Genomic DNA, 24,256 nt, shown 5'->3' on the forward strand with positions numbered 1-24,256 from the left:
TGGCGTCTCGGAAACAACATGAGCAGCGCATCTATCGAATCGAGTTCAAAATACACACGTACTGCTATGCTGCCGATTAGTTTTGTCAGTCAACCAGTATCTAGGCACAGCAAGGCTTTCAGTGAATCTAGGAAAGGTGAAATGTGTTAAACAATACAACTTCAACTACAGATCCGGAAGAGCCACATAAATTACTCCCAATGCTAACCTTTCCCAGTTTGGTTGGTTGAGCGTCTAAGCAACGCCACCTGCAAGGGTGACCCACTCCATCGGCCTTATCACCAGGGCGATCGCCTTAACCGATCGCCAGCGATGTCAGCAGCTCAGGATCTTGAAACAGCGGCGTGCTCAGGTAGCGCTCCCCAAAGCTGGGCTGGATGATCACAATTAGCTTGCCCTCATTTTCGGGGCGCAGGCCTACTTCTACAGCCGCTTTGACAGCGGCCCCGGTAGAAATACCCGAGAGCAGCCCTTCTTCGCGGGCCAGGCGACGACCGTAGGCGATCGCATCCTCATCGGTCACCTGCACCACCTCGTCGATCAGGCTCACATTTAGCACCTCGGGCACAAACCCCGCCCCAATACCCTGAATTTTGTGGGAGCCGGGTCTGCCGCCCGAGAGCACCGGGCTGTTGACGGGCTCGACGGCGATCGCCTTAAAGCCTGGCTTGCGCTGCTTCAGCACATCGGCCACGCCCGTGATCGTGCCGCCCGTGCCCACGCCTGCCACCAGCATATCCACCTGGCCGTCGGTGTCAGCCCAGATCTCTTCAGCAGTGGTGCGGCGGTGAATATCGGGGTTGGCGGGGTTGCTAAACTGTTGCAGCATGTAGGCATCGGGCAGGGTATCGAGAATTTCCTGCGCCCGCTGAATGCAGCCCGACATGCCCGCCACGCCGGGGGTCAGCTCTAGCTCGGCCCCATAGGCTCGCAGCATCGCTCGCCGCTCAGAGCTCATAGTCTCGGGCATAGTGAGAATCAGACGATAGCCCTTGGCGGCAGCGGCCATAGCCAGGGCAATGCCGGTATTGCCCGAGGTGGGCTCTACCAGAGTGGTTTTGCCGGGGGTAATTTTGCCCGCCGCCTCGGCGGCTTCGATCATGTTGATGCCGATGCGATCTTTGACCGAGGCCGAGGGGTTCATGCCCTCCAGCTTGATCACCAGACGGGCCAGACAGCCATCTTCTTGGGGGATGCGATTGAGCTGCACCAGGGGAGTGCGGCCAATGAGCTGGGTCACGTTTTCGGCAATTCGCATGGGCCTAGAGGTACTAATGGAGCCTAGATGTAATACATAATGTCGTGCTGCTGCTGGGCATTGCGCTTGTCGATCAGGTCTTGCAGGGTGCACTTTTGCAGCACTCCCTCCGCCGCCTGGCGCACCTCTCCCCACACCTCTTGAATCACCAGCGCCTCTGGCGTGGGCGAGCCCTGGGCCGGGTCGGTCTGGGCCTCAAACCCTTCAATGCAGCTCACCACATCATAGAGGCTAATCTTCCACGGATCACGGGCCAGCAGGTAGCCGCCGCGCGCACCGCGCAGACTTTTGACCAAGCCCGCCCGGCGCAGGGTCGCCAGCAGCTGCTCTAGGTAGCGATCGGGAATATTTTGCTGACTGGCAATCTGCCGAATTTGCAGGGGCTCGCCGCTGGCAAAGTGGGGACTCAGCTCCAGCAGGGCCAGCAGCGCATATTCACTCTTAGAAGACAAATCCACAGGGTAGGAGGGTAAAGTGCGATACATCTCAGTATACTCCGGTTCTCCACTGGGGTTTGCATGATTGCCGGGCAATAAAAAAACTCTTGATTTGTATTGGGCTTCACTAAACGTCACGGGGCTTCGGGATACTGTGCTGAGATATGAATGGTGTTCTGGGATACATAGATGTAGGGCGATCGCGCGGTTTGGGCGCGCTAGGTTTGGTATCAATACCTGCCTAGGTCTGTCTTTAGCCATCGCTCCCAGGCACCCTTCCAGTCCCGTGTTGAGCACCGCAGGCAAACCTCTAGCAGGTCTTTTCCTATGAGCCCCCTGAACCTGGTTGTCGATCAACTCGTCGGCCCCACCGCCACTGCCCAGGCCGTGCTCGCTGCTGACCCATTGCCCCTTGAAGGTCTGGCTGACTTTCTAGAAATTCTTCAGTTCCTCATCCGCGAACCCTCGGTGGTGGGCAGCGAAGACTCGTTCTTTCGAGTGCTGCGCCGGGAGCTAGAAGAAGTGGGTGCCGAGGTAAGCCACTACCACGGAGTGATGGTGGCCCAGGGCGCTCGGCCCCACGAGCTGATGCTTTCGGCCCACATCGATCGCCACGGGCTACTGTGTACGGGGCCAAACGAGTTTCAATATGCCGCTTTTATCGCCGGCAACCAGAGCGAGTTGACCGGCGACTCAGTGTCTGAGCAAATGCTCAACACCATTGAAAACCGCTTTCAGGGCCAGCGGGTGCAGGCCCATTTGCCCTACACCGGCACCTACATTGGCCAAGGCGTGATCACCCACTGCTATATTTGCCCCGAGCGCAAAAACCTGATTTTTGAGGTGGAGGGGTTGGAATACCTCCAGCCGGGCACCCCGGTGTCGTTTTTAGACCGCCTGCAATTTAAGGATGGCTACATTTCGGCCCAGCTCGACAATGTGGTCAGCGCGGCCATCATCATCTTCCTGTTTCGCTGCGGGTTTGAGGGCACGGCCCTGTTCACCGCCCAAGAAGAGTCAGGCCGCAGCTGGCGCTACGCCCTGTCGTGGTTTCAGCGGCAGCGCTTGGGCACCGATCGCCTGATTGCCCTTGACACCAGCCCATACCACAACCGCGAGGCCGCCGACCAGCAGCTCATCACCCTGCGCCGCAAAGACGCCAGCGCTGACTTTGCCCCCGGCATTACCCAGGAGCTGGCCGATCGCTGCGATCGCCTCGGCATTGCCTACAGCTACAAAGACGACTACATCGCCAGCCAAAATCTCACCCGCCCCAAACCCTACTCCCTGGGGCGTACCGAGATGGGCCGCCTCACCGCCGCCACCAATGGCTCAGTGACCGGCACCACGCTACAGATCCCCACCACCGAATATCACACCGCCACCGAAACCGCTTCCCTAGCGTCGGTGGCGGCGGTGATTCGCCTCTTGCAGACCTACGTGATGTAGGCTGGGCGAGCCGCCTGGGCCTCGGTCAGAGTCCGGTGTAGGGTCTCCCAATCTTCAGCGGCAATCAGGGTTTTGAGCTGATCGAGCTGGTGCTGATATTGGCTCAAGGCGTTCAGCAGGGCCGCCCGGTTGTGCTGGGCCATCAGGGTACCGAGTTCGGGGACGCCCCCGCCGACCCGGCTAGTGTCTTTAAAGCCTGAACTGGCGAGGGTTTGGGCCAGGGCCAAGATGGCTGGGTCGGCCTCACCCTGGCAGGCGAGAATCAGGCTGCTGCTGAGCATCACCGGCAGATGAGAGATCCAGGCGACGGCGCGATCGTGCTGGGCGGGGGTGCAGTGGCAGAGGTTGGCTCCCAGAGAGGCGGCGATCGCCCCCACTTGCTTCAGCGCCGCTGGCGGAGTGGTCTCGGTGGGAGTAAGCACGTAGGCACAATGCTGAAATAGCCCCACCTCGGCCACCGCCAGTCCAGACTCGGCCTTGCCCGCCATCGGGTGACCGCCGACGGTGTTGGGCCACAGTGCCTCAAGGGCGGGCACAATGTCGCCTTTTACCGAGGCCACGTCGGTCATAACTGCCTGGGGGGAGAGGTGGGGGGCGATCGCCGCCGCCGTTGCCACCGTGACATCTATCGGTGTGCAGATAAACACCACATCGGCCCCGGCCACCTGGGCGAGGTCGGTGCTCGACTCGGTCGCTGCCCCCATAGTCAAGGCTGCCGCCGCTGTCTCGGGCCGCCGGGCGATGCCGATCACCGGGTGCCCCTGCTTGACCAACTCTAGCCCGAGGGAACCCCCAATCAGCCCCAGGCCAACGATGGCAATGCGTTCCATAGCCCCTCATCTTTAGCAAACTCTACCAGCATATCGGTGCGAGGTTCCCCAGACGACCCGGCGAGTTATCTATGCAACAATGGAGGCTTATAGCTGGAGCAGAAAGGCATCAACCTGTCGTCTCAGGCACCTCCAGGCTATGGTTTGCGTCAACTCTCTCCACCGTTACTCTAGATCGACGCCCCGTGATTGAGGTCCAGGTACACCAACAACTGCGCGCTCTGCTGCGAGAGTGGGGCGAGCCGAGCTGGCCCCACCATTTGACGCTGGCTCGGTTGGTGGCGCGGGCGCTGCGGCTGCGGCGCAGTGCGCTGCTGCAGGTGGGTGGCCTGTCAGCCTACCAGGGCGAATACCGCCTCAGCTACTTGATTGCCCTGATGATGTGGCCCGGCCCGGCCATCGTGGTGGCTCCCGCCCCCACCGCCCAGCGACTGCTGATGGTAGAGATTCCCCGGCTGCAAGACAAGCTCAATCTATGCAAACCGGTGCAGGGCGGCGAGCGCTGGCCGAGCAGCACCTTTGACGGCCTGCTGGTGACCACACCAGAGGCCTGGCTGGCCGATCGCCTGGGCCCTGGCACCTACTTCCCAGACGGCATTCCTGTGCTGATCGACGAGGCCGACCACTTAGAACTAGGGCTGCGTCAGCAGCTCACTGCCGACCTTGGCCCCCTCGACTGGGTGCACCTGGCCCTGGCCTACCCCCAGCACCAGAAGTTGATTCAAGACACCCACGTGGGCCTCACCCACGCCGCCTTTCAGCGCCCGCCTAACCCCTACCACCGCTACCTGCTCGAAGAGAGCGACTGTCAGCAGCTCCAGCGGTTGCAGCAGCGCCTGACCGCCAGCCGCGCCCTGACACCTCAGCCTGAGGGGCCGATGCCGCCCCCGTGGGCCAGGTTTTGGCAGCAGTTTAACCCGCCCGATCACCTGCTGTGGTTTTCCGTCGATCGCGATCGCGGTCACATCGGCCTCCACTGCGCCCCGGTGGAGTTGGCCAGCGCCATGGCCTCGGTGTGGCAGCGGCAGCCGGTGGTGCTCATTGGTGCCGCCCTCGACCCTGACGCTGGGGCCGACAACTTTCGCCAGCGGCTAGGGCTTGACGATCTCACCTGTCTACAGTTTGGCCCCCACCGTCAAAACGACGCCATTCAGCTCTACCTGCCGACCCACATTCCCCTGCCCAACACGCCCCAGTTTCAGGGGGTGCTGCACCAGGAGATTCGCCGCCTGCTCAGCCAGGCCCACCCCGGCATGACGGTGATTTTGCTCGACGATCTGCCGCTCAAGGGGCAGTTGGCGGCTAAATTGGCTGGGGAGTTTGGCTCGCGGGTACAGGTGGAGCAAGCGGAGCTAGCCGCCAACGGTATTTTGGTCAGTGGCTGGCAGTTTTGGCAGCAGCACCGCGCCCTGCTGCCGCCCCCAGATCTATTGATTGTGGCGACCCTGCCCCTGCCATCGCTCGAAAACCCAATGGTGGCAGGCCAGGTGGCATTTCACAAACGACGGCGGCAAGACTGGTTTCGGCTATACCTGTTTCCGACGGCGATCGCAGAGCTTCAGCGGGCGATCGCCCCCTCCCGGCTGCACTCGGGCACTGTCGCGCTGCTTGACAGCCGAGTCCACTATCGCAGCTATGGTGCCCAGATTTTAGAGGCGCTGAGCCCGGCGGCCTGTGTGCGATCGCTACCCGACGATTGGCGGGGTTGAGCGGGTTCAGAACTAGGCTCTAGATGTTGTGGCCCTAGACGTCGGGTTTAGAGCGGGTGGGTGTAGAACGCTAGGATTTGCACCGCCATCGCTATAGTTGTGATAGTTGCGATTTTAGGGGGCAAAAACCCATGGGCGAATCTAAACGACGCAAAGATCAGCTGGGTGACAAATATGGCGAAGCGGAGCCAATTTTACCCTGGCTACCGATCACCAAAAAGCAATCGCAGCAGTTTATGGCTTGGACGAGCAAGGGCACCTGGGGCGCCATTGTCTTGATCATCGCTTTTTGGATCACGCTGCGGTTTATTGGGCCGAGCTTTGGCTGGTGGACCCTGGCCGACTAAACGATTGCTCAGGCAGACAATATCAGCTGCGAGCTGTAGGGTGGCACTTCCCACCCTTAAGAAACCACTTTGCAGAAGTCACTCTAAACCTCGCCCTAGCCCAGAGCCTGAGTTCTACCAGCGGGAAAACTATCGATCCCAAGTTGGACTTGATGCAGCCATATATCAAGATTCGAGGACATCAGGGCCATATTTCCTCACGATCGCTAACGATTCATAACTGTGGCTTTTCGTCCACCGTAAATTCTGGGTACAGTGGGGACAGGTGGTTTTGCGGGAGTTTGCGGGTATATGCTGAGCCAACCAAGCCAGCCCGATCCCCAGCGGGGAGAGCCTTTGGTTGAGGGGTTACCATCGTTTGCCCTTGGTCTAGAGGACGAAGCAGCCCTGACCATGCCGACCCCGGCACTTCGGTACAACCAGTCTTGGCGGCTGCTGCTGATCACGCTGATGAGCTGCTTTGCGGCCAGTGGTGCTGCCCTGGGCGCTTTTTTCTGGCTGATTAATCTGCCTCCTACCGCCAACTGCGACAGTACTGCCACCGTCACTACCGATCGCGCTCAGCTCTTTTGCGCCCAAACTGCCGCCGAGTCAGGAGAACTGGCTGACGTGGTGGTGGCCCTCGATCTGGCCAGCGGTTGGTCTACCGACCACGCCCTTTACTACGAAGTGCAGCCGCTGATTGAGCAGTGGTCTTGGGTAGTGATCCAAGCTGCTGAGCAGGAGCTGCGCACCAACGGCAGCATGGCCGAGGCCCAAGACTTGGTCAGCCACATTCCGCCCCATAGTTCGGTGTTTGCCCAGGCCCAAGAGACCCTAGGCCGATGGCAGACCGAGTGGGAGCAGGGCCAAGCTATCATGGCCATCGCTCAGACAGCGCTTCAGCAAAAAGACTGGGCCACTGCCTCCAAGCAGCTGCTGGCCCTGGCTGAGCTAAAAAATTCTCACTGGCAGGTTGAGCAGGTGCAGGCTCTGTCACGCCAGATTCGCCAAGAGCGTCGCGCTCAGGAGCTGCTGAGTGAGGCGATCGCCACTGCGGCACCGGGGGGCAGCGATCGCCTGGGTACCGCCCTGCGCACCGCCAGCCAGATTGACGAAGACACCTATGCTCGTCGCCATGCCCAGCCCTACCTCAACCGCTGGAGCGATCTGCTGCTCACGCTGGGGCTCGATAAATGGTACGCCTCTGATTTGAGTGCAGCCATCGCCCTAGGGCGCAGTGCCGCCCTCAACCCCGATCGGGCTAAACCGGCCCAGGAACTCATCTGGCTCAGCCAGTCGCGGCAGCTAGCCCAGCAGAGCCTGGGCACTTGGCGCACCTCCCCCGATCAGCTGGTCAGCCTCTATCAGGCTTTGCTGACGGCCAACAGAGTGCCCCCAGACAGCCCCTACTACGGTCAGGCCCAGTCGAGCGTAACCACCTGGCACCGCCACCTGAGCGATCTAGCCCAGCTTCAAACGGCCCAGGCCATAGGCGCAGTGCGCAATATCGACGCTCTCAAGGCCGCCATCGCCCAGGCCGAAACGGTGCCCCTGGGCCACCCCCGCCGGGTGCAAGCCCAGACCATGGTGGCCCACTGGCGGCAAGAGATAGAGCGCCTCGAAGACCGGCCCCAGCTGGTTAAGGCCCACGGGCTGGCCCAGGACAAAACCCTAGACGGGCTGCGAGAGGCCATTCAAACCGCCAACGCCATTCCTTTACATCGGGCGCTGCGTAGCGAGGCCCAGAGCTGGGCCTACGTCTGGACTAACGAGCTTCAGGTGATCGAAGATCGACCTATACTCGAACGAGCGCGATCGCTGGCGGCCCAGGGCAACCTCTTTCAGGCGATTGCCGAGGCCAGCAGCGTTAAGTCGGGCCGTGCCCTGCATGGGGAAGCTCGGGCGGCGATCGCCAGCTGGCGGTGGCAAATCGCTGCTGCTGAGCGGGCTCGCCTACGCGCCCTCCAGAGGCCTGTGATACCCCACCCCGAGACTACTCCCGCCAACGCTGCCGACCCAGAAACCCTCACCCCCGACGCAGCAGCACTGACCACCCCTGGTTCTGCGGAGGCCATTCCAGGGTTTTTAACGCCTATGCCTCATCTGCGACAGGGGCGCCCCCCTCTCCCCGATCGCATTGAGACCATTCCCGGTGCCCCTAGTCTCCCAGAGGTTGCAGCCCCAGGTGCCGCTCAAAACATGGCGACCCCATCCCCCAGCCCAGTCGAGGCCTCTGCCAGCCCCAGTGCTGAGTCTACGGCACCACAGCCCTTGCCTATCATCCCCAGCCCGATGCTCGTGGCTCCACCGCAGCCCGCTGCGCCGCAGCCCGTCCAGCTAGCCCCAGAGCCGGCCACGCCTCCATCTGACACTCCCCAGTCCACCCGGCCCGTCGCCCCGGATGTATCTGCCCAACCGCAGCCTGAAGCCGTCGTCAGCCTCAGAGCAAAATTCTCCAAGGGTTCATCAATGTACAGGCCTGAGCGGCTGCTCGCGGCCTCTCTCTAGCAGGGGCTTGATACCCAATCCGAGTCACATAACCCCGATTCTCAAAAGGCCAAACCGTAGGGGCTAACGGTTGTTTGCCCTGCTGAATCGGGGGTAACCAAGGAGGATTCGGTATGAAGCAAAGGCTATTTAACCTGAGTTTGGGATGAGAAAATTCTCTGCAAAAACAGGCTTGCTGTCTCCTCCAAAGGAGGGGTAGGGGTGGGTCAGTCTGGGTTAGCGGCTGAACATCACCGTATGCAACAGACGTGGCAGGGCTGATCCCACAAGGGTTTTGGTTGCAATTGATGACGCACCCTAAGCTTCAGGGACTTCTCGCCAAGATTCGGAGCGCAGCACTTCCTGCGTTGCGACCGTCTCAACTGGTTCATCTGCATTGGTAGAGAGAACCCGACGCTTACCCTTGCCACCACCACCCAGGCCACTGTGCAGCAGGGTATAGAAGCACGGAATGATAAACAGTGTCAGCACCGTCGCCAGCGACAGCCCCGAAAACACCACCACCCCCAAGGGTTGAAGAAACTCTGCCCCTTCGCCAATGCCCAGGGCCAGAGGAAACAGGCCCAGCACCGTAGTAAACGTGGTCATCAGAATCGGGCGCAGGCGGCGGGGGGCGGCCATCAAGATCGCTTCTTGGCGAGAGCAGTCGGTGGCCTCGTAGATCTGGTTCGCCAGCTCTACCAAAATAATGGCGTTGTTGACCACAATGCCCACCAGCAGCACCGCGCCTACTACCACCGTGGCCCCGATCGCCGTCTGAGTCACGTACAGCCCCAAAATGCCGCCCGCCAGCGCCAGGGGCACCGTCAGCATGATCACCAGCGGGTCGATCAGCGAGTTGTACTGCACCGCCATCACCACAAAGACGAGGAATGCCGCCAGGGCTCCCAGTACCTTGAGCGCCTGCTGAAGCTCAGCGTTGGTGGCGGCGGCAGAACTGGGCAGCACGGTGACACCCGCCGGTAGGTCTAGCCCCGCCAGAATTCCTTGAGCCTCGGCCAGAGCATCTCCCAGACTGACCCCATCGACCAGGTCGCCCGAGATCAGCAGCACCTGCCGCCGGTTAATGCGCTGAATTTCGCCGGGGGCTTCACCGCGTCCTACCTGAGCAATATCGCCCAGCTGCACCAGCTGACCACTGTCGGTAAACAGGGGAATATCGAGCAGTTGGGACGATCGCTGCACGCTGCCAGGGGCCAGCTGCACCTTCACATCGATCAGACGGTTGCCCCGCTGGAGCTGAGTTGGGGTCGAGCCATTTAGCGCCGTCTGCACCGTATCGCCAATGGCGGCGGCGGTCAGACCCAGATCCTCGGCCCGAGCCCAGTCGGGCAAAATTTGCACCTCGTCCTGGGGATCTTCACCGTCGGGGCGATAGCGGGCCAGGGTGGCCTGTTCGCCCAGCGCCCCCACAACCATGCGTCCGGCCTGTTGGAGAGATTGGGTATCTTCGCTCTGCAGACCCAGGTCGAGGTCGGCCCGCACGGGCGAGTTGCTCAAGGACAGACCCCGCACTGCTCCAGGGCTGACGCGAATGCGCGTATCGACCAGGGGAAGTTGGGCTAGTTCGCCATTGACGCGATCGACGTAGGCCACAGTATTGCTGCCGGGCTTGAGGGTGACGGTGCTGCTGCCGCGCAGGGTGTTTTCGTTGGTGTTGCTGCCAAACAGGGAGCCGCCTGCCGTGGTAAACACATACTCGGTTTCGGGCTGGGCCAGCAGCCGCTCTTCGATGATGCTCATCACCCGCTGGTTGGCTGCCACCGTGGTGCCCGGCGGAAAGCTGACGTTGACGTTGGCCTGTCCGGTGCTAATGCGGGGCAAAATCTCTTGGGGAATTTGGCCCACCATGAACCAGCTGCCGCCGCCAAACACCAGCAGCGCCAGAGCAATCACCAGCAGCCGATAGCGCAGCACTTGGTTGAGAAAGCGCCCATAGCCCAGGGTCACCCCCTCCAGACGGTTGTTAAACCAGCGGAATGGCCCCCAGTTTTGGAGCGATCGCGTACTGCGACCCATAATCAGCCGCGCCGCCAGGGCGGGCACGACAGTCAGCGCCACCACCAGGGAGGCCGCCACCGAGAAGCTCACGGTCAAAATTAGCTCGCTGAAAATCAGCGCGATAAAGCCGCCAATCAGCAAAAAGGGTAGTACTGCCACCAGGTTGGTGGTGGTCGAAGCCAACAGCGCACTCTCTAGCTCAGCACTGCTGGCCTCAGCCTGAAAGATCGCCTCGCTACGGCTGTACTCGCCCCCGATCTGGCGGGATTTTTCCAGCTCTTCGGCCCGGTTGGCCATGTTCTCGAGCATCACAATCGAGTTGTCGACCACAATACCCACGCCCAGGGCCAGTCCCCCGAGGCTAAATATATTCAGCGACAGGCCAAACAGCCCCATCAAGATCAGCGCCACAAAGGTCGCCAGGGGAATGGCGGTGACAATAATAAAGGTCTGCCGCAGAGAGCCCAAAAACAGCAGCACCACAAACCCCGCCAGGGCCGCCCCGGTCAGCCCCGAAACCATGACGTTGTTGATCGAGTTGCGAATGAACCGCGATTCGTCGAGGGTTGAGGTCATCTCCATGCCCTCGGGCATTTGGCCGGCCTGGCGCATCTGCTCTAGCTTGGCCTTGACCCCATCAACCACATCAATAGTGTTGGCGGCAGGCTGCTTTTGCACGCTCACCTTGACGGCGGGCTGGCCGTTGAGGGTGACAAAAATGCGCTGCTCTTCGGTGCCGTCAATCACGGTGGCCACATCGCGCAGCAGCACCTGCTGGGGTGGGCTGGTGCCAGGCACGGTAATCGGCAGATTTTGCAGCTCGTCTGCCGACTCAAAGCGGCCCACCAGGCGGGTGAGGGTTTCTTCGCTGCCGCCGCGCAGGCGCCCCCCGGCAATATCTTGGTTGCGATCGCGCAGCGCATCAATCACATCGGTGACGCCAATGCCCACCGCCTGGAGACGGCGCAGATCTACATTCACCTGCACCTCTTCGTTGACGCCGCCCGACACGTCGGTGTTAGCCACCCCCGGCACCTGCTGTAGCTCCCGCTCCAGTTCTTCTTCAGCAAAAATGCGCAGCTCTTGGGAACTCAGGCTGCTGGAGGTCAACGCCATCTCGTAGACCGGCAGCTGAGAGGGGTCAAACTTAAACAAGCGGGGCGTTTCAAAGGTCTCTGGCAGGGCGCTGCGGGCGCGGTTGAGGGTGGCCGTAGCGTCATTTAGCGCCTGGTCAATGTCGCCCCCCGGCTCAAAGTACAGGTCAATGCTGATCTGCCCTTCCCGCGTCTGCGAAAAGATTTGCACCACCCCCTCGGTGGTCGCCAAGGCTTCTTCTAGAGGTTTAGTAATTTCATCGACCGCCACCTCGGGCGACAGGCCAGGGGCATCGCCCCGCAGACCAATGCGCGGGTAGGTAATCGACGGCAGCAGATCTACCGGCAGCTGGGAGGTGATAAAGAAACCCATCACAAAGACGGTGAGGGTCAACATCAGGGTGCCGATGTGCTGTCGAATGGCCACGCCGCTGATGCTGAAGCGGTTGTTGGGGAAGGAGGAGGGGGTAGTCATGGGTGGGAGTGTGAGGGGATGAGGGAGTGGGGAAGGGTGGGAGGAAGTTTTGAGTTGAGGTGGTTTAGCCAGAACTCAAAACTAAGCACTCAAAGCTTTTGCTTACCCTTCGGAGGTCAAACTCGGTTCCACGGTCTGCCCGGCTTCCAGGGGCTGGCTGCTGCGGACAACGTACTGTTCACCAGGAGCCAGGCCAGCGAGAATGGTGACCTGGCCGTCGGCGCGATCGCCCACTTGCACGGTACGAGCCTCAACGATGGTTTCATCGCCGGATTCTGTAACTACAAAGATTTGGTTTTCACTGGCTTCGGCGGTCTCTAGGGCGCTCTCGGGCACCACCACCGCATTCCCCTGGGTACCCACGCCAGTGACCCGGGCCAGTAGACCACTGCCAATGCGGTTGCCGGGGTTATCGACGGTAATCTCTACGGGCAGCAGGCGCGAGGTGCTGTCGGCCACCGGAGAAATGCGGGTGACGCTGCCGGTAAAGGTTTCGTCGGGGAAGGCATCGATCGCCAGCTGAATGCTCTGCCCCAGGCTAAAGTCGCTCACGTTGCTGTCGGCGACCTCGATTACCACCAGCACCCTAGACAGATCGCCCAGGGTGAGCACGGCCTCGCCGGGCAAAATCAAATCGCCGGGCTCGGTCACCCGCTCTAGCACGACCCCAGAGAGGGAGGCGGTGAGGTTGGCAAAGGAGAGCCGCTGCTGGGTCTCTTGCAGAATGGCACGCTGGGCCTCGACCCGCTGCTGGGACGCAGAGACTGCCTGCTGCCGGGTGCGCACCTGCTCTTGGGATGAGGCTAGGGCTTGCTCAGAGGTGAGCACTATAGTTTGGGCCTGCTCAGCATCTTGGGCAGCCACAGCCCCCTGGGTAGAGAGCGATTGGAGCCGACTGGCATCGTTGCGGGCCTGCTGAAGGCGTACCCGAGCATCTTCGATCGAGGTGCGAATGTCGGCCAGCTCGGCCTCGGCCTGGGTGACCTCAAACTGGCGGGCGGCTAGCTCGGCCTGGGCTTCGCCCACGGCGGTTTGCAGCAGCACTCGGTCAATGGTGCCGACGACCTCGCCCTGGCGCACGGTGTCGCCCACGTCGCGGGTGAGGGAGAGCAGACGGCCTTCGGCCTGCGATCGCAGGGAAACCTGTCGGGCCGGGCGAGTGCTGCCGGTGTAAATGCGGGCACCCGCATCGGCATCGGTGGCGGTAGCAATATCGACGACGGCGGGGCCATCGCCGCCAGGCCCACCCTGCTGCCCCTGTTGAGCTTGGGCAGTGGGTTCGGCATTGGGGCCACAGGCAGTGGTGGCGATCGCCAAACAGCCCATCAGCAAGACTCCAGAAACTCGCACCAGGGTACGCCTCTTACCCCTCAGCTGCTTTGCCAGCATGCTCAATCCCTCTTATTTTGCTGCGTTTACTTTACTTTACAGTTCTCAGGCTGGGCGTCTACCTTTTAGTAGATGCGATCGCTGTTATTTATAGGCATTCGATCCGTTACTTTGGGGCAGGCCTGGCAGCCTTAAAGGCCCGCCACCCGGTAAATACTTAGGTTATGCCCCGGCATAGTGACCAAGCGATGGCAGAAAAATGACAATCTTGTAATAATCGCTGGTCGTCTAAGATCCCAGGGTTCTGTTTCAAGTTTGAGCGCACTGGTGGAGCACAAAAGAACCCTAGAATCTGTCTTCTTAAGGATCTTGGGCCGCAAAAGATCATCATTTTTTGAGTAAACGTAAACGAACAAGTCGTTTTGGCCTGATGGAGATTTTTTTGGGAGAAAATGTTCTCAAACACAGGTTTTAGGGTTCTTTACTAGGAATCCTTAGCTCTCCCCTTCTCCAAAATCCCCCCATGCCTGCCCTTCAAGATGCGTTTATCTCCTATGGACGGGCCGACAGCAGAGCTTTTGCGATCGCCCTTAAAGAACAGCTCAGGGCACGGGGGCTAGGGAACATCTGGCTCGATCAGGACGATATCCCCGCCGCGACAGACTGGCAGGGGCGAATTGACGAGGCGATCGAGCGATCGCACCACTTTATTTAGGTCATTTCGCCCTCGGCGATGGCCTCGCCCTACTGCAAGCTAGAGCTGGCAAGGGCGATCGCCTACGGCAAGCGCATTATTCCGCTGCTGCATGTAGGTGGGGGAGACTCAAACGCCTGGGCGATCGCCGACCCTGAGGGCTGCGCCACAGTGCGCCAGCTCAACTGGATCTGGTGCCGCGACAGGCTAGACAAGGCCGAGCAATATTTAGAAAAACTGACCCGCACCCTCAGCTATTGCCACGAGCAAACGGGTGAAGCACAGCCCCACATTCAAGCCTATGTGCACCAGCACACCGCCCTGCTCACCCAAGCCCTGAGCTGGCAGCGGCACCACCGCCAGACCCGCTACCTGCTGGTGGGCAGCGATCGCCAGGCCGCCGAAACCTGGCTGCAAACCCGCTTTGCCGAGGGCGAACCGCTGCCCTGCACCCCCACCGATCTGCACTGCGAATACATTACCGAGAGCACCAAAAACGCCAACAACCTGATGACCCAGGTGTTTTTGTGCCACAGCGACGAGGATCGAGACACCGCCGAGCAGATCCGTCGCTCTTTGCTGCGCCAGGGCATTACGGTGTGGAACTACCGCACCGACATTCAAACCAGCCAAGACTACCCCAGTGCGATCGCGTCGTCACTGCCTCCGCCGATAGCACCGCGCGGGTGTGGGATTTACAAGGTCGGCAACTAGCCATTTATGAAGGATCTCCCGCTGCGCTCAGCCCCGATGGGCGGCGAGTTGCCACAGTCGTTGATGGCCGAGTGCAGGTGTATGACATTCAAACCCTGCCAGAGCTGCTGACTTGGGGCTGCCAGTGGCTGCACAACTACCTAGAGTACGGCCAAGCCACCGACGCAGACCGAGCCCTCTGCAACCTCCCACCCCGCACCCCAGACCCCGCTGGCCCCTTCGAGTCATCCCTCGGGCAGGCGGCAGGGCTAGTGGCAGTGCGCTGGCCCGAGTAGGGGTAGATGGGTGGATGGGTAGAGGGTGGATGAGTAAGGGGCATCATCGCTCATCATGAGCTTTGAAGTCTTAGGCAGCAGATTGCCCTGCTAGAGACAGCGAAGTTAACGGTAGAGAACTGGCTTCCAATTTAGATAAATCGACCACCAGACTGGCATGGTCAATATCCAGACCTACCAAATGCCCCTCCGCATCAAAATCCAGCACAATGCCGCTGGCCACTTCTTGAGAGTCAACACTGGGCCGATCTAACAAACTGATATACAGCGAATCTGTCTCAGGATAGTAGTGGAACTTCATAGCTGAGGCCCTTTGAAATTACGGTCTGGAAACGCATTGAGAACAGTCTCTCCATTCTCCAGGGTGACCGATGACGCCACCACAGTAGCCTCTAGCCCCGCCACCACGCCGCGAGGGCAATACCCCAGAGCAAACGCCTTTTGACTGTTAGACGACACATCCGCCGGGCGGGCGGCGGGCATGGCCACCTCCGCCTGCCTACCCGGCACCAGCAACCCCGCATCTAGCCCCAACACCTCGGCCATGCGCAGGCCAAACTCGTAGCGGCTGAGGCGTTCGGGGCCGCCCAGGTGCAGCAGGCCACTGGCCTTTTCCAGGGCCAAGAGCAGCCCAGCGGCCACATCTTCCACATAGGCCGGGGTGCGAAACTCATCGACAAACAGGTGCAGGGGTTGGCTCGCCGCCAGGGTGCGCAAAAAGCCTTGGAGAAAGCTCTCGGCGGTGGGGCTGGCGGGGCCATACAACAGCGGTAAACGGCAGATGGTAGCACTGGGGTACAGGGCTTGAATCAGCGCTTCGGCCTCGGCTTTGTGGCGACCGTACAGGTTGATCGGGCTGGGTGCATCGGTTTCGCTGTAGGGGGCAGATTGGCCGTCAAACACCTGGTCAGTGGAGGTAAAGACGAAGGGAATCTGGCGTTGAGCGCAATAGTTGGCCAGTAACCTGGTCGCCTCCACATTCATGGCGTAGGAATAGTCGGGCTCTTGCTCACAGCGGTTGGGCTGGGAGAGGGCGGCGGTGTGGATCACGGCATCGGGGGCGATCGCCTCTAGCCAAGGCACCACCGCCCTGGCATCGGTGAGGTCAATGGCGTGAAGTGCCACTCCCGGCAGTGGCGGGCAGTGGCGATGGTAGGCACCCTCCACCTGCCAGTTCGTCTGGGCGGCGCGGCACAGGTGCCAGCCCAAAAAGCCGCTGGCCCCAGTCACCAGCAGACGGCGGGTAGGGGCGGGCGCAGGGTTTTCCATCGGGTGAGATGTGGGGTTGCATAGAGGCGTTTTGCCTGCAGACGAGACTCAACTATGAACCCTCGGCCTCAGGTTTCACTTGCTCGCTAGAGCGGCTCTAGCCAGAGCGAAAAAATCCAGCCGCCTTCGGCCACCTCTGACCAGTTGCCGGTGGTGTTGCCGGTGACAGTGAGAATGGTGCCGTTGGGCACACTGCGCACCAGGGTAAATTCAGAGCCGGGGCCATTGTAAATTTGGGCTTCGCCGCTGTCGCCCGTGTTAACCCGCCGCTGGCGGTTGTTTACTGGTGGGTCGGTCGGGTTGGGGCTAGGGCCTGGTGATGGCTTGGGAGACGGTAGGGGAACTGGGGTAGTGGCCGCCCGCAGGGCTCGCCAGGTAGCTTCATCGACATTGCCCGTCACGGGCAGGCCATTGACCCGCTGAAATTGGCGCACGGCGTTTTGGGTGGTCTCGTCGTAAATGCCCGAGATGATGAAGTTGCCCGGCAAAAAGCCCAACTGACGCAGCAGCCGCTGCACCTCCATCACATCGGCGCTGGGCTGGACTGGGGGCGGCTGGGGCGGCGGCTGATTGCCCCCCTGAATGGGGCCGCTGTACTGAATGTTGGTGCTGTCGACCCAGTTGCCGTTGGTCAGCTGCGCCCAGGTACCACTAAATCGCCCGGTAAGGGGAATGCGGCTGCCGTTGAGAAACTGCCCCACCACCCGATAGTTAAAGCCGGGGCCATTGCGAATGTTGAGAGCAAAGTTTTGCGGCGTGATCACGGTGGCTAGGTTGCGGTTGTCGACCGTGGGAGGCAAGGGGGATATGCCCGCCACGGGGTTGTTGCTGACCAAATTGCCCGCCACCCAGGTGGCATCGACGAGCTGCACCCAGTTGTTGCGGCGTACCCCAGACACCTGCAAAGCTTCACCCCGCCGCGCCCGACGGTAGACACCGCTGCTGGTGCCTGGCCCCCAGCGCACGTTGAGGGCATAGCCAGAGGGCGTATTGGCATAGACTGTGCTGCCCCAGCGGTGGTTGTTGGCTTCAGCGGGGTTGCCCAGACTGCTGGCCAAAACGATCGCCCCCGCCGCCACAGCCAAAGGTCTGCGCCCCAGGGCAATCGCCCTTGCCGGTTTTGTCGCCATGTGATGACGTGTCGCAGCGATCGCACCTACTCTATCGGGGGCGATCGCTGAACTGGTCTCCCAAGTCAGCCATAGATGGCATTGAGCCAGGCTATCCATAGGTCAGAGAATGGAAAAGAAAGGGATGCAGACGCAATAGGCTGAACTGATCTAATCATAGAATTTTTTCCTCGATTTTCAGGGATTTTCACAGAATTAAGCATAGGCATCTACCACCGGAGAAACCAGGAGGGTGAGCCCTTGGCGGCCGACCACTCGCACCCAGGTCGATACGGCCAGGGCGTAGGGGGTCGTGGGGTCTCCCCCATAGAACTGGGCAGGCCAGTAAGTGCCCTCAAAAAAGACGCGCCCTTTGGCCTGGGCGGTAATCGGGCAGTCAACCCGAGCGGTCTTGGGGGCGTCAAAGAGTTCTAGAGTGTGGGTCAGATTCATCGCTATCCTCCCAGTGAATTGTGGTTGGGGTTTTACGGGGTCTTGCTCACTGCGTTGTTCTGATTGAGAAAGTGCAGTGTGGGGGTTATCTGTGACTGATCTGCGGCTTTGATCTGTGGATGTAGCTGATGGGCATGACATTCCGCTTGGGTAAGTCCAGCTTAGAAACCGGAGTTTTTTCATAGGTAGACCTCCCGACTGGCCTTGGATCAGGTTGATCTACAGATTTGGCGGTACTCCAGCGGCCATCTCCGGGGGCGGCAATCAACCCATAGGCCCTGCGGAAAGCCGATATTGATGGACGATAAAGGGCTGTGTTAGGACTCAACGTCAGCCCTGTGACAGATCTTGAAGCGTTTGTGAAGGTGGGGGTGGCAGCGGCGAATGGGCGGCACAAAATAATTATGGTATAAATAACTAAAATACTTCGCTGCCGATGTTTAGCCCCGCCCTGCTAGCCAACCCCGAAGACTACAGTCTGCTCACCGACCTGTATCAGCTCACCATGGCCAGCTGTTACGCCGGGGAGGGCGTCGCCGATCGCCGCGCCAGTTTTGAGCTGTTTACCCGGCGGTTGCCCGCCAACTACGGCTATTTGATCGCCATGGGGCTGACCCAGGCGATCGACTACCTGGTAAACCTGCGGTTTTCAGGCTTGCAAATTGACGCACTCAAGCAGACCGGGCTGTTTGCCCACGCCCCTGATGGGTTTTGGCAGCGGCTGCGAGAATACCGCTTTACGGGCGATCTGTGGGCGGTGCCCGAGGGCACGGCGGTGTTTGCCAATGAGCCGCTATTGCGGGTAGAAGCGCCCCTGTGGCAGGCCCAGATCGCCGAGACCTACCTGCTCAACACCCTCAACTACCAGACTCTGGTGGCCACCCGAGCCGCTCGGCTGCGCGATGTGGCCGGGCCGGGGGCCACCCTGCTGGAGTTTGGCACCCGTCGGGCCTTTAGCCCCCAAGGGGCGCTGTGGGCGGCCCGCGCGGCCCTGGCGGCGGGTCTCGACGCCACCTCTAACGTGCTAGCGGCGGTGCAGCTGGGGCAAAAACCGGCGGGCACCATGGCCCACGCCCTAGTGATGGCCATTAGCGCCCTTGAGGGCAGCGAAGACGACGCCTTTGAGGCGTTTCATCGCTACTTTCCGGGGGCGGCACTGCTGATCGACACCTACGACACGGTGGCGGCGGCCGATCGGCTGGCAGCTCAGGTACGACGGGGCACCGCCCAGGTGACGGCGGTGCGGCTCGACTCGGGCGATCTGGTGGCCCTGTCTCAGGCAGTGCGATCGCGCCTGCCCGACACTCAAATCTTCGCCAGCGGCGATCTGGATGAGTACGAGATTGCTCGGCTCCAGAAAGCTGGGGCGGTGCTAGATGGCTATGGCCTGGGCACCAAGCTGGTCACTGGCACGCCGGTCAACGGCGTCTATAAGCTGGTAGAAATTGACGGCCTGCCGGTGATGAAAGAGGCTGACCAAAAGGCGACTCTGCCTGGCCGCAAGCAGATCTTTCGGCGGTTGGGCGGGAGGGTGGCATTGGGCGATCGCCTGGGGTTGGCCACCGAGCTGCCCGAAGCCGACGAGCGCCCCCTGCTAGAGCGGGTGATGCACCAGGGCCAGGTGGTGAAACCGCCGGAGAGTCTGGAGACGATTCGCGATCGCACCGCCGCCGCTGTGGCCACCTTGCCCTCTACCGTTCGTCAGATACAGACACCGACGACCTATGGCGTAGAGTTATCAGCATCCCTGATAGATCTAACGACCCAGACCCGCGGCCAACCGGCCCCCCAACCCCTGCCCTAAGCATTTGCCACTATGACCTCACCGGCTTTAAAAATTGCTCTGTTTGGCACCAGCGCCGACCCGCCCCACCGGGGCCACGGTGCCATTCTCGCCTGGTTGGCCACCCAGTTTGACCATGTGGCGGTGTGGACGGCGAACAACCCCTTTAAGGCACATCAGACCGATTTAGGCGATCGCTTTCGCATGTTAGAGCTGCTGATCGATGACCTAGATGTTCCCTCTGGCCGGGTGCAGGTGCACCCTGAGCTGAGCCACATGCGCACGGTCGTCACCCTAGAGCGGGCCAGGCAGATCTGGCCCCAGGCCGAGTTTTCTCTGGTGGTGGGGGCCGATCTGGTCGAACAGCTGCCCTCCTGGTACCGGGCCAACGAAGTTTTGGCGGCGGCGAGCATTCTAGTCATTCCTCGGCCCGGCTACGACCTCAGCGCGGCCAGTTTGGCGACCCTGGGCCAACACACCACCGTTACCGTGGCCCAGATGCCCAGCGTCGACGTGTCTTCTTCCCGCTTTCGCCAGTGTGCTCCCCTCTCTGTCAATCCACCTGACCACCCACCTGCCCACCCCTTTTCCCAGGCCGAGACACCGGGGCTGACCCCAGCGGTTCAGGCCTACATTGCCCAACACCACCTCTACCTATGCCCGCAAACCTCCACAGCACCTCTGACCACTCCCTGAGCCCGGTGGCCCTGGCCGACTTTAAGGTGGGGGTTGACAACGTAATTTTTTCTGTCGATACCCAGCGAAACCGGCTGCTGGTGCTGGTGGTTTTGCGCCACGAGGCCCCCTTTGCCGGTCACTGGAGCCTGCCCGGCACCCTGGTGCGCCAAGGCGAGTCGTTGGAAGCTGCCGCCTACCGGGTGCTAGCCGAAAAGATCCGCGTCAATACCCTATATCTAGAGCAGCTCTACACCTTTGGCGGCCCCGATCGCGACCCCCGCGAGGCTCCCGATGCCTTTGCGGTGCGCTACCTGTCGGTCAGCCACTTTGCCCTGGTGCGCTTCGAGGATGCCGAGCTGATCGCCGACAGCAGCGACATCGCCTGGTACCCCCTCTCCGAGGTGCCCCAGCTTGCCTTTGATCACGGCGAAATTCTCACCTATGGCTACCGGCGGCTGCGCAACAAGCTGGAATACAGCCCCATCGCCTTTGAGGTGCTGCCCGAGCTGTTTACCCTGGGCGATCTCTACCAGCTCTACGTCACGGTGCTGGGAGAGGGGTTTTCTGACTATTCCAACTTTCGCGCCCGGCTGCTCAAGCTGGGCTTTTTGCAAGATACGGGCCAGAAGGTGTCGCGCGGTGCCGGTCGCCCCGCCAGCCTCTACCGGTTCGACGCCGAGGCGTTTGAGCCGCTGAAGGAAAAGGCGATGGTGTTTATTTGACTGGAAGCCATGAAATCTAGAGCGCCGCGAAATCGAACGATGAGCCTGCTGGCGGAGGAGCGGGAGGTTTTGGGGCGATCGCTCCTTACCTTAGATCAATCTGTTGCGGTGGCGGCCATGCTCGACACCATCATCCATCAGGACTTGCTGGCGGCACTGCCCCACCTGCCCCTGGGCTTTGTCGATCTGCTGATTGTGGACCCGCCCTACAACCTGACCAAAAACTTTAACGGCAGCCGGTTTAGCAAGTGCGATCGCCCCACCTATACCGCCTGGCTCCAGCAATGGATCCCCCAGGTCAAGCCCCTGCTCAAGCCCACCGCCTCGGCCTACTTCTGCGCCGACTGGGCCACCTCTACCCTGCTGTTTCCGGTGCTTGACGAGCACTTCACCGTGCGCAACCGCATCACCTGGGAGCGCGAAAAAGGGCGCGGTGCCCAGCACAACTGGAAGAACGCCAGCGAAGACATTTGGTTTTGCACTGTCTCTGACGATTACTACTTTGATGTCGATGCCGTGAAGCTCAAGCGCCAGGTGATGGCCCCCTACCGCACTGCTGCCGGTCAGCCCAAAGACTGGGACGACGATGGCCGAGAAAAATACCGCCTCACCCACCCCTCCAACCTCTGGACTGACATCACCGTGCCCTTTTGGTCGATGCCCGAAAACACTGACCACCCCACCCAAAAACCCGAGAAGCTGGTGGCCAAACTGATTCTCGCCAGTTCCCAGGGCGGAGATGTGGTGCTCGATCCCTTTCTCGGCAGCGGCACCACCGCCGTGGTAGCCAAAAAGCTGGGGCGGCACTACGTGGGCATCGAGCAAGACCGCGACTACTGCTGCCTGGCGGCCAAACGCCTGGCTCTGGCCGCCGCTGACCCCGCTATCCAGGGCTATGCCGACGGCGTGTTTTGGGAGCGCAACACCCTCGCCGCCCAGCGCACCGGCAAGAACGGGGCGCTCCAAACTCAACAATCCAAACTCTAAAATTTCCCCAAGGTTGGTACCGCCGATGAAATTTGCGATCGCCCAGCTCAACCCCACCGTTGGCGACCTAGCCCACAATGCTCAGCTGGTACTAGAGGCCGCCCGCCAGGCTGACCATCTAGGTGCCCAGGTGCTGGTCACCACCGAGCTGGTGCTCTGCGGCTACCCGCCCCGCGACCTGCTGCTCCAGCCCGACTTTATTACTGCCATGGCCCAGACCCTAGCCACTCTGGCCACCGAGGTGCCTCCCCACATGGCGGTGCTGGTGGGCTATGCCGCCGCCAACCCCAAAGCCCGCTACTCGGGCGAAAAGCCCCTATTTAACAGCACCGCTCTGCTCCAGCACGGTCATGTGCAGCAGGTGTTTCACAAGCAGCTGTTGCCCACCTACGACGTGTTTGACGAAGACCGCTACTTTGCCCCTGGCGAGGGGCCGAGCAGCTTCACGGTGCCCCTGGGCGACTGGGGGCTGCGGGTGGGGGTGACCATCTGCGAAGACCTGTGGAATGACGAGGAGTTTTGGGGTGGGCGCAGCTACCCCCACAACCCCGTCGCCGATCTGGCCGAGGCCGGGGTCGATCTGGTGATCAACCTGTCGGCCTCGCCCTACTCAGTCAACAAAGCCCAGCTGCGGGCGGCAATGCTGACCCACAGCGCCACCCGGTTTCGCTGCCCCATTCTCTACGCTAATCAAGTGGGGGCCAACGACGATCTGATCTTTGACGGTGCCAGCCTCGCCTTTAATCGTCGGGGCGACCTGGTGGCCCGCTTGCCCGCTTACCACAGCGGGCTGGCGGTAGTGGAGTACGACCCCATCGAACGCGACCTGGTGCCCGCTGCGCTGGCTCCACTGCCTGCCGACACCAACGAGGCGATCTGGTCGGCCCTGGTGCTGGGGGTGCGCGACTACGCCCGCAAGTGTGGCTTCTCAAAGGCGGTGCTGGGCCTCAGCGGCGGCATTGACTCGGCGCTGGTGGCGGCGATCGCCGCTGCCGCCCTCGGCCCCGATCGGGTGCTGGGGGTGCTCATGCCCTCGCCTTACAGCTCAGACCACTCGGTTACCGACGCCCTGGCTCTGGCCACCACCCTGGGCATTGACCATCAGACCCTCCCCATTGGCCCGCTGATGACCGCCTACGACCAGGTGCTAGAGCCGCTGTTTGCGGGTACCGACGCTGGCGTGGCCGAAGAAAATATCCAGTCACGGATTCGCGGCAATCTGCTGATGGCGGTTTCTAATAAATTTGGACACCTGCTGCTCTCTACCGGCAACAAGTCAGAGATGGCGGTGGGCTACTGCACCCTCTACGGCGATATGAACGGCGGTCTGGCGGTGATTGCCGATGTGCCCAAAACCCGCGTCTACGCCCTCTGTCAGTGGCTCAATCGGGAGGGCCAGCAGTCAACCCTAGACTCGGTTTTAGGTGGTCTGGGCGATCGCACCAGTGCCGCCCCGTTCATTCCCCTCAACATTCTCACCAAGCCTCCCAGCGCCGAGCTCAAGCCTGGCCAGGTTGACCAAGACTCGCTGCCCCCCTACGAGGTGCTCGACGACATTCTCGATCGTCTGGTGCAGCGCCACGAGGCTGTGGCCGATATCGTAGCGGCGGGCCACGATGGGGCGGTGGTCGAGCAGGTGGTGCGGCTGGTGGCGCGGGCCGAGTTTAAGCGGCGGCAGGCTCCCCCAGTGCTCAAGGTGACCGATCGCGCCTTTGGCATGGGCTGGCGCATGCCCATCGCCAACCGCTGGACTAGCCCCACTGCGTTGCCGCCTCGGCCAAGTTTGGCCCCGCTGCAACCCCAGGGCTGATAGGTAGAAAAGGATCCCTAAACGGGATAAAAAGATGGTGGTTAAAACCGCCTGGCCACAACAGAGAAAACTCTGATTTTGTCGCTTTTTGGCCCAGCGATCGGCCTGTTTGGACGAGGCAAACCTTTAGCTGTTTAAACGAAAAATTGGATCCTAAAAAAGGCAATTCATTGGGTAAGCAAAAAAATAAAACTCTTCTCGAATTTTATTTTTTCTTCTTTTTTTATCCAGGTTTTCCCCAGGGTTTTCCCCAGAAAAGGCGGGGTTTTCCCCAGGGTTGAATGGGGGACTGGGGGCTGAGCCTTTTGGCCATGCGGCCTATTCTCCACAAGTACATGCGATC

At 61.0% G+C, this 24,256-nt stretch carries 21 protein-coding genes; 12 read left to right on the forward strand and 9 right to left on the reverse strand.

What is annotated here, in order from left to right; all coding sequences use genetic code 11:
• Positions 1-295 precede the first annotated feature (295 nt).
• Both cysK and AC0QKW_RS17370 read right to left on the reverse strand, forming a co-directional pair.
• Positions 296-1,258 (reverse strand): cysteine synthase A, encoded by a 963-nt coding sequence (cysK, locus tag AC0QKW_RS17365; protein WP_473152347.1) that lies wholly within the window; start codon positions 1,256-1,258, stop codon positions 296-298.
• A 23-nt stretch (positions 1,259-1,281) separates the two neighbouring features.
• Complete coding sequence (locus tag AC0QKW_RS17370) at positions 1,282-1,716, reverse strand: RrF2 family transcriptional regulator (protein ID WP_473152348.1); 435 nt, start codon at positions 1,714-1,716, stop codon at positions 1,282-1,284.
• Positions 1,717-2,022: 306 nt separating this feature from the next.
• On the opposite strand from AC0QKW_RS17370, the gene AC0QKW_RS17375 reads away from it, so the two are divergent.
• Positions 2,023-3,144 (forward strand): peptidase M42, encoded by a 1,122-nt coding sequence (locus tag AC0QKW_RS17375; RefSeq protein ID WP_473152349.1) that lies wholly within the window; start codon positions 2,023-2,025, stop codon positions 3,142-3,144.
• On the opposite strand, the gene AC0QKW_RS17380 is transcribed toward AC0QKW_RS17375, so the two are convergent.
• Positions 3,132-3,974 (reverse strand): prephenate/arogenate dehydrogenase, encoded by an 843-nt coding sequence (locus AC0QKW_RS17380; protein WP_473152350.1) that lies wholly within the window; start codon positions 3,972-3,974, stop codon positions 3,132-3,134. The genes AC0QKW_RS17375 and AC0QKW_RS17380 overlap by 13 nt on opposite strands.
• A 185-nt stretch (positions 3,975-4,159) precedes the next feature.
• Here AC0QKW_RS17380 and AC0QKW_RS17385 point away from each other — a divergent pair, with 185 nt between their 5' ends.
• From AC0QKW_RS17385 to AC0QKW_RS17395, 3 genes are all read left to right on the forward strand, one after another.
• Positions 4,160-5,683 carry an ATP-dependent DNA helicase gene (locus AC0QKW_RS17385; RefSeq protein WP_473152351.1) on the forward strand — a complete coding sequence of 508 codons (1,524 nt, stop codon included), beginning with the start codon at positions 4,160-4,162 and terminating at the stop codon, positions 5,681-5,683.
• A 131-nt stretch (positions 5,684-5,814) separates the two neighbouring features.
• Positions 5,815-6,030: a DUF2839 domain-containing protein gene (locus AC0QKW_RS17390; protein WP_473152352.1), complete on the forward strand. Its 216-nt coding sequence runs from the start codon at positions 5,815-5,817 to the stop codon at positions 6,028-6,030.
• Between the two features lie 291 nt (positions 6,031-6,321).
• The gene (locus AC0QKW_RS17395; protein WP_473152353.1) at positions 6,322-8,520 is read left to right on the forward strand and encodes a hypothetical protein; all 2,199 of its coding nucleotides are present in this window, start codon (positions 6,322-6,324) and stop codon (positions 8,518-8,520) included.
• Between the two features lie 297 nt (positions 8,521-8,817).
• Here the strand turns inward: AC0QKW_RS17395 and AC0QKW_RS17400 are convergent, their stop codons facing one another.
• Complete coding sequence (locus tag AC0QKW_RS17400; protein ID WP_473152354.1) at positions 8,818-12,090, reverse strand: efflux RND transporter permease subunit; 3,273 nt, start codon at positions 12,088-12,090, stop codon at positions 8,818-8,820.
• 102 nt (positions 12,091-12,192) lie between these two features.
• Positions 12,193-13,479, reverse strand: a complete 1,287-nt coding sequence (locus AC0QKW_RS17405) for an efflux RND transporter periplasmic adaptor subunit (RefSeq protein ID WP_473152355.1) — start codon at positions 13,477-13,479, stop codon at positions 12,193-12,195.
• 463 nt (positions 13,480-13,942) lie between these two features.
• Between AC0QKW_RS17405 and AC0QKW_RS17410 the strand changes: the two genes are divergently transcribed.
• Genes AC0QKW_RS17410 through AC0QKW_RS17420 form a run of 3 tightly spaced genes read left to right on the forward strand, consistent with a single transcriptional unit; the run spans position 13,943 to position 15,102 of the window.
• Positions 13,943-14,134 carry a toll/interleukin-1 receptor domain-containing protein gene (locus tag AC0QKW_RS17410; RefSeq protein WP_473152356.1) on the forward strand — a complete coding sequence of 64 codons (192 nt, stop codon included), beginning with the start codon at positions 13,943-13,945 and terminating at the stop codon, positions 14,132-14,134.
• Positions 14,135-14,152: 18 nt separating this feature from the next.
• The gene (locus AC0QKW_RS17415) at positions 14,153-14,827 is read left to right on the forward strand and encodes a toll/interleukin-1 receptor domain-containing protein (RefSeq protein WP_473152357.1); all 675 of its coding nucleotides are present in this window, start codon (positions 14,153-14,155) and stop codon (positions 14,825-14,827) included.
• Entirely contained in the window at positions 14,800-15,102 is a 303-nt protein-coding gene (locus AC0QKW_RS17420) for a hypothetical protein (protein WP_473152358.1), read from the forward strand. The genes AC0QKW_RS17415 and AC0QKW_RS17420 overlap by 28 nt, the downstream gene beginning before the upstream one ends.
• A gap of 70 nt (positions 15,103-15,172) precedes the next feature.
• On the opposite strand, the gene AC0QKW_RS17425 is transcribed toward AC0QKW_RS17420, so the two are convergent.
• From AC0QKW_RS17425 to AC0QKW_RS17440, 4 genes are all read right to left on the reverse strand, one after another.
• Complete coding sequence (locus AC0QKW_RS17425) at positions 15,173-15,403, reverse strand: DUF2283 domain-containing protein (protein WP_473152359.1); 231 nt, start codon at positions 15,401-15,403, stop codon at positions 15,173-15,175.
• Positions 15,400-16,371, reverse strand: a complete 972-nt coding sequence (locus AC0QKW_RS17430; protein WP_473152360.1) for an SDR family oxidoreductase — start codon at positions 16,369-16,371, stop codon at positions 15,400-15,402. Before AC0QKW_RS17430 ends, AC0QKW_RS17425 begins: the two co-directional genes overlap by 4 nt.
• Positions 16,372-16,457: 86 nt before the next feature.
• A complete protein-coding gene (locus tag AC0QKW_RS17435) occupies positions 16,458-17,600 on the reverse strand; it encodes a peptidoglycan-binding protein (RefSeq protein ID WP_473152361.1) in 1,143 nt (380 codons plus the stop codon).
• 96 nt (positions 17,601-17,696) lie between these two features.
• Positions 17,697-17,933, reverse strand: a complete 237-nt coding sequence (locus AC0QKW_RS17440) for an NfeD family protein (protein WP_473152362.1) — start codon at positions 17,931-17,933, stop codon at positions 17,697-17,699.
• Between the two features lie 436 nt (positions 17,934-18,369).
• Here AC0QKW_RS17440 and AC0QKW_RS17445 point away from each other — a divergent pair, with 436 nt between their 5' ends.
• The 5 genes from AC0QKW_RS17445 to AC0QKW_RS17465 are packed head-to-tail and all read left to right on the forward strand — an operon-like array spanning position 18,370 to position 23,913.
• Positions 18,370-19,737, forward strand: a complete 1,368-nt coding sequence (locus AC0QKW_RS17445; protein ID WP_473152363.1) for a nicotinate phosphoribosyltransferase — start codon at positions 18,370-18,372, stop codon at positions 19,735-19,737.
• Positions 19,738-19,749: 12 nt separating this feature from the next.
• Positions 19,750-20,412, forward strand: coding sequence for a nicotinate-nucleotide adenylyltransferase (locus AC0QKW_RS17450; protein ID WP_473152364.1), 663 nt, complete (start codon positions 19,750-19,752; stop codon positions 20,410-20,412).
• Positions 20,373-21,116 (forward strand): NUDIX hydrolase, encoded by a 744-nt coding sequence (locus AC0QKW_RS17455; protein ID WP_473152365.1) that lies wholly within the window; start codon positions 20,373-20,375, stop codon positions 21,114-21,116. Before AC0QKW_RS17450 ends, AC0QKW_RS17455 begins: the two co-directional genes overlap by 40 nt.
• Before the next feature lie 9 nt (positions 21,117-21,125).
• Positions 21,126-22,103, forward strand: coding sequence for a DNA-methyltransferase (locus AC0QKW_RS17460; protein WP_473152366.1), 978 nt, complete (start codon positions 21,126-21,128; stop codon positions 22,101-22,103).
• A gap of 25 nt (positions 22,104-22,128) precedes the next feature.
• Entirely contained in the window at positions 22,129-23,913 is a 1,785-nt protein-coding gene (locus tag AC0QKW_RS17465) for an NAD+ synthase (protein ID WP_473152367.1), read from the forward strand.
• Positions 23,914-24,256 lie beyond the last annotated feature (343 nt).

Source organism: Pseudanabaena sp. PCC 9330 (assembly GCF_055795045.1).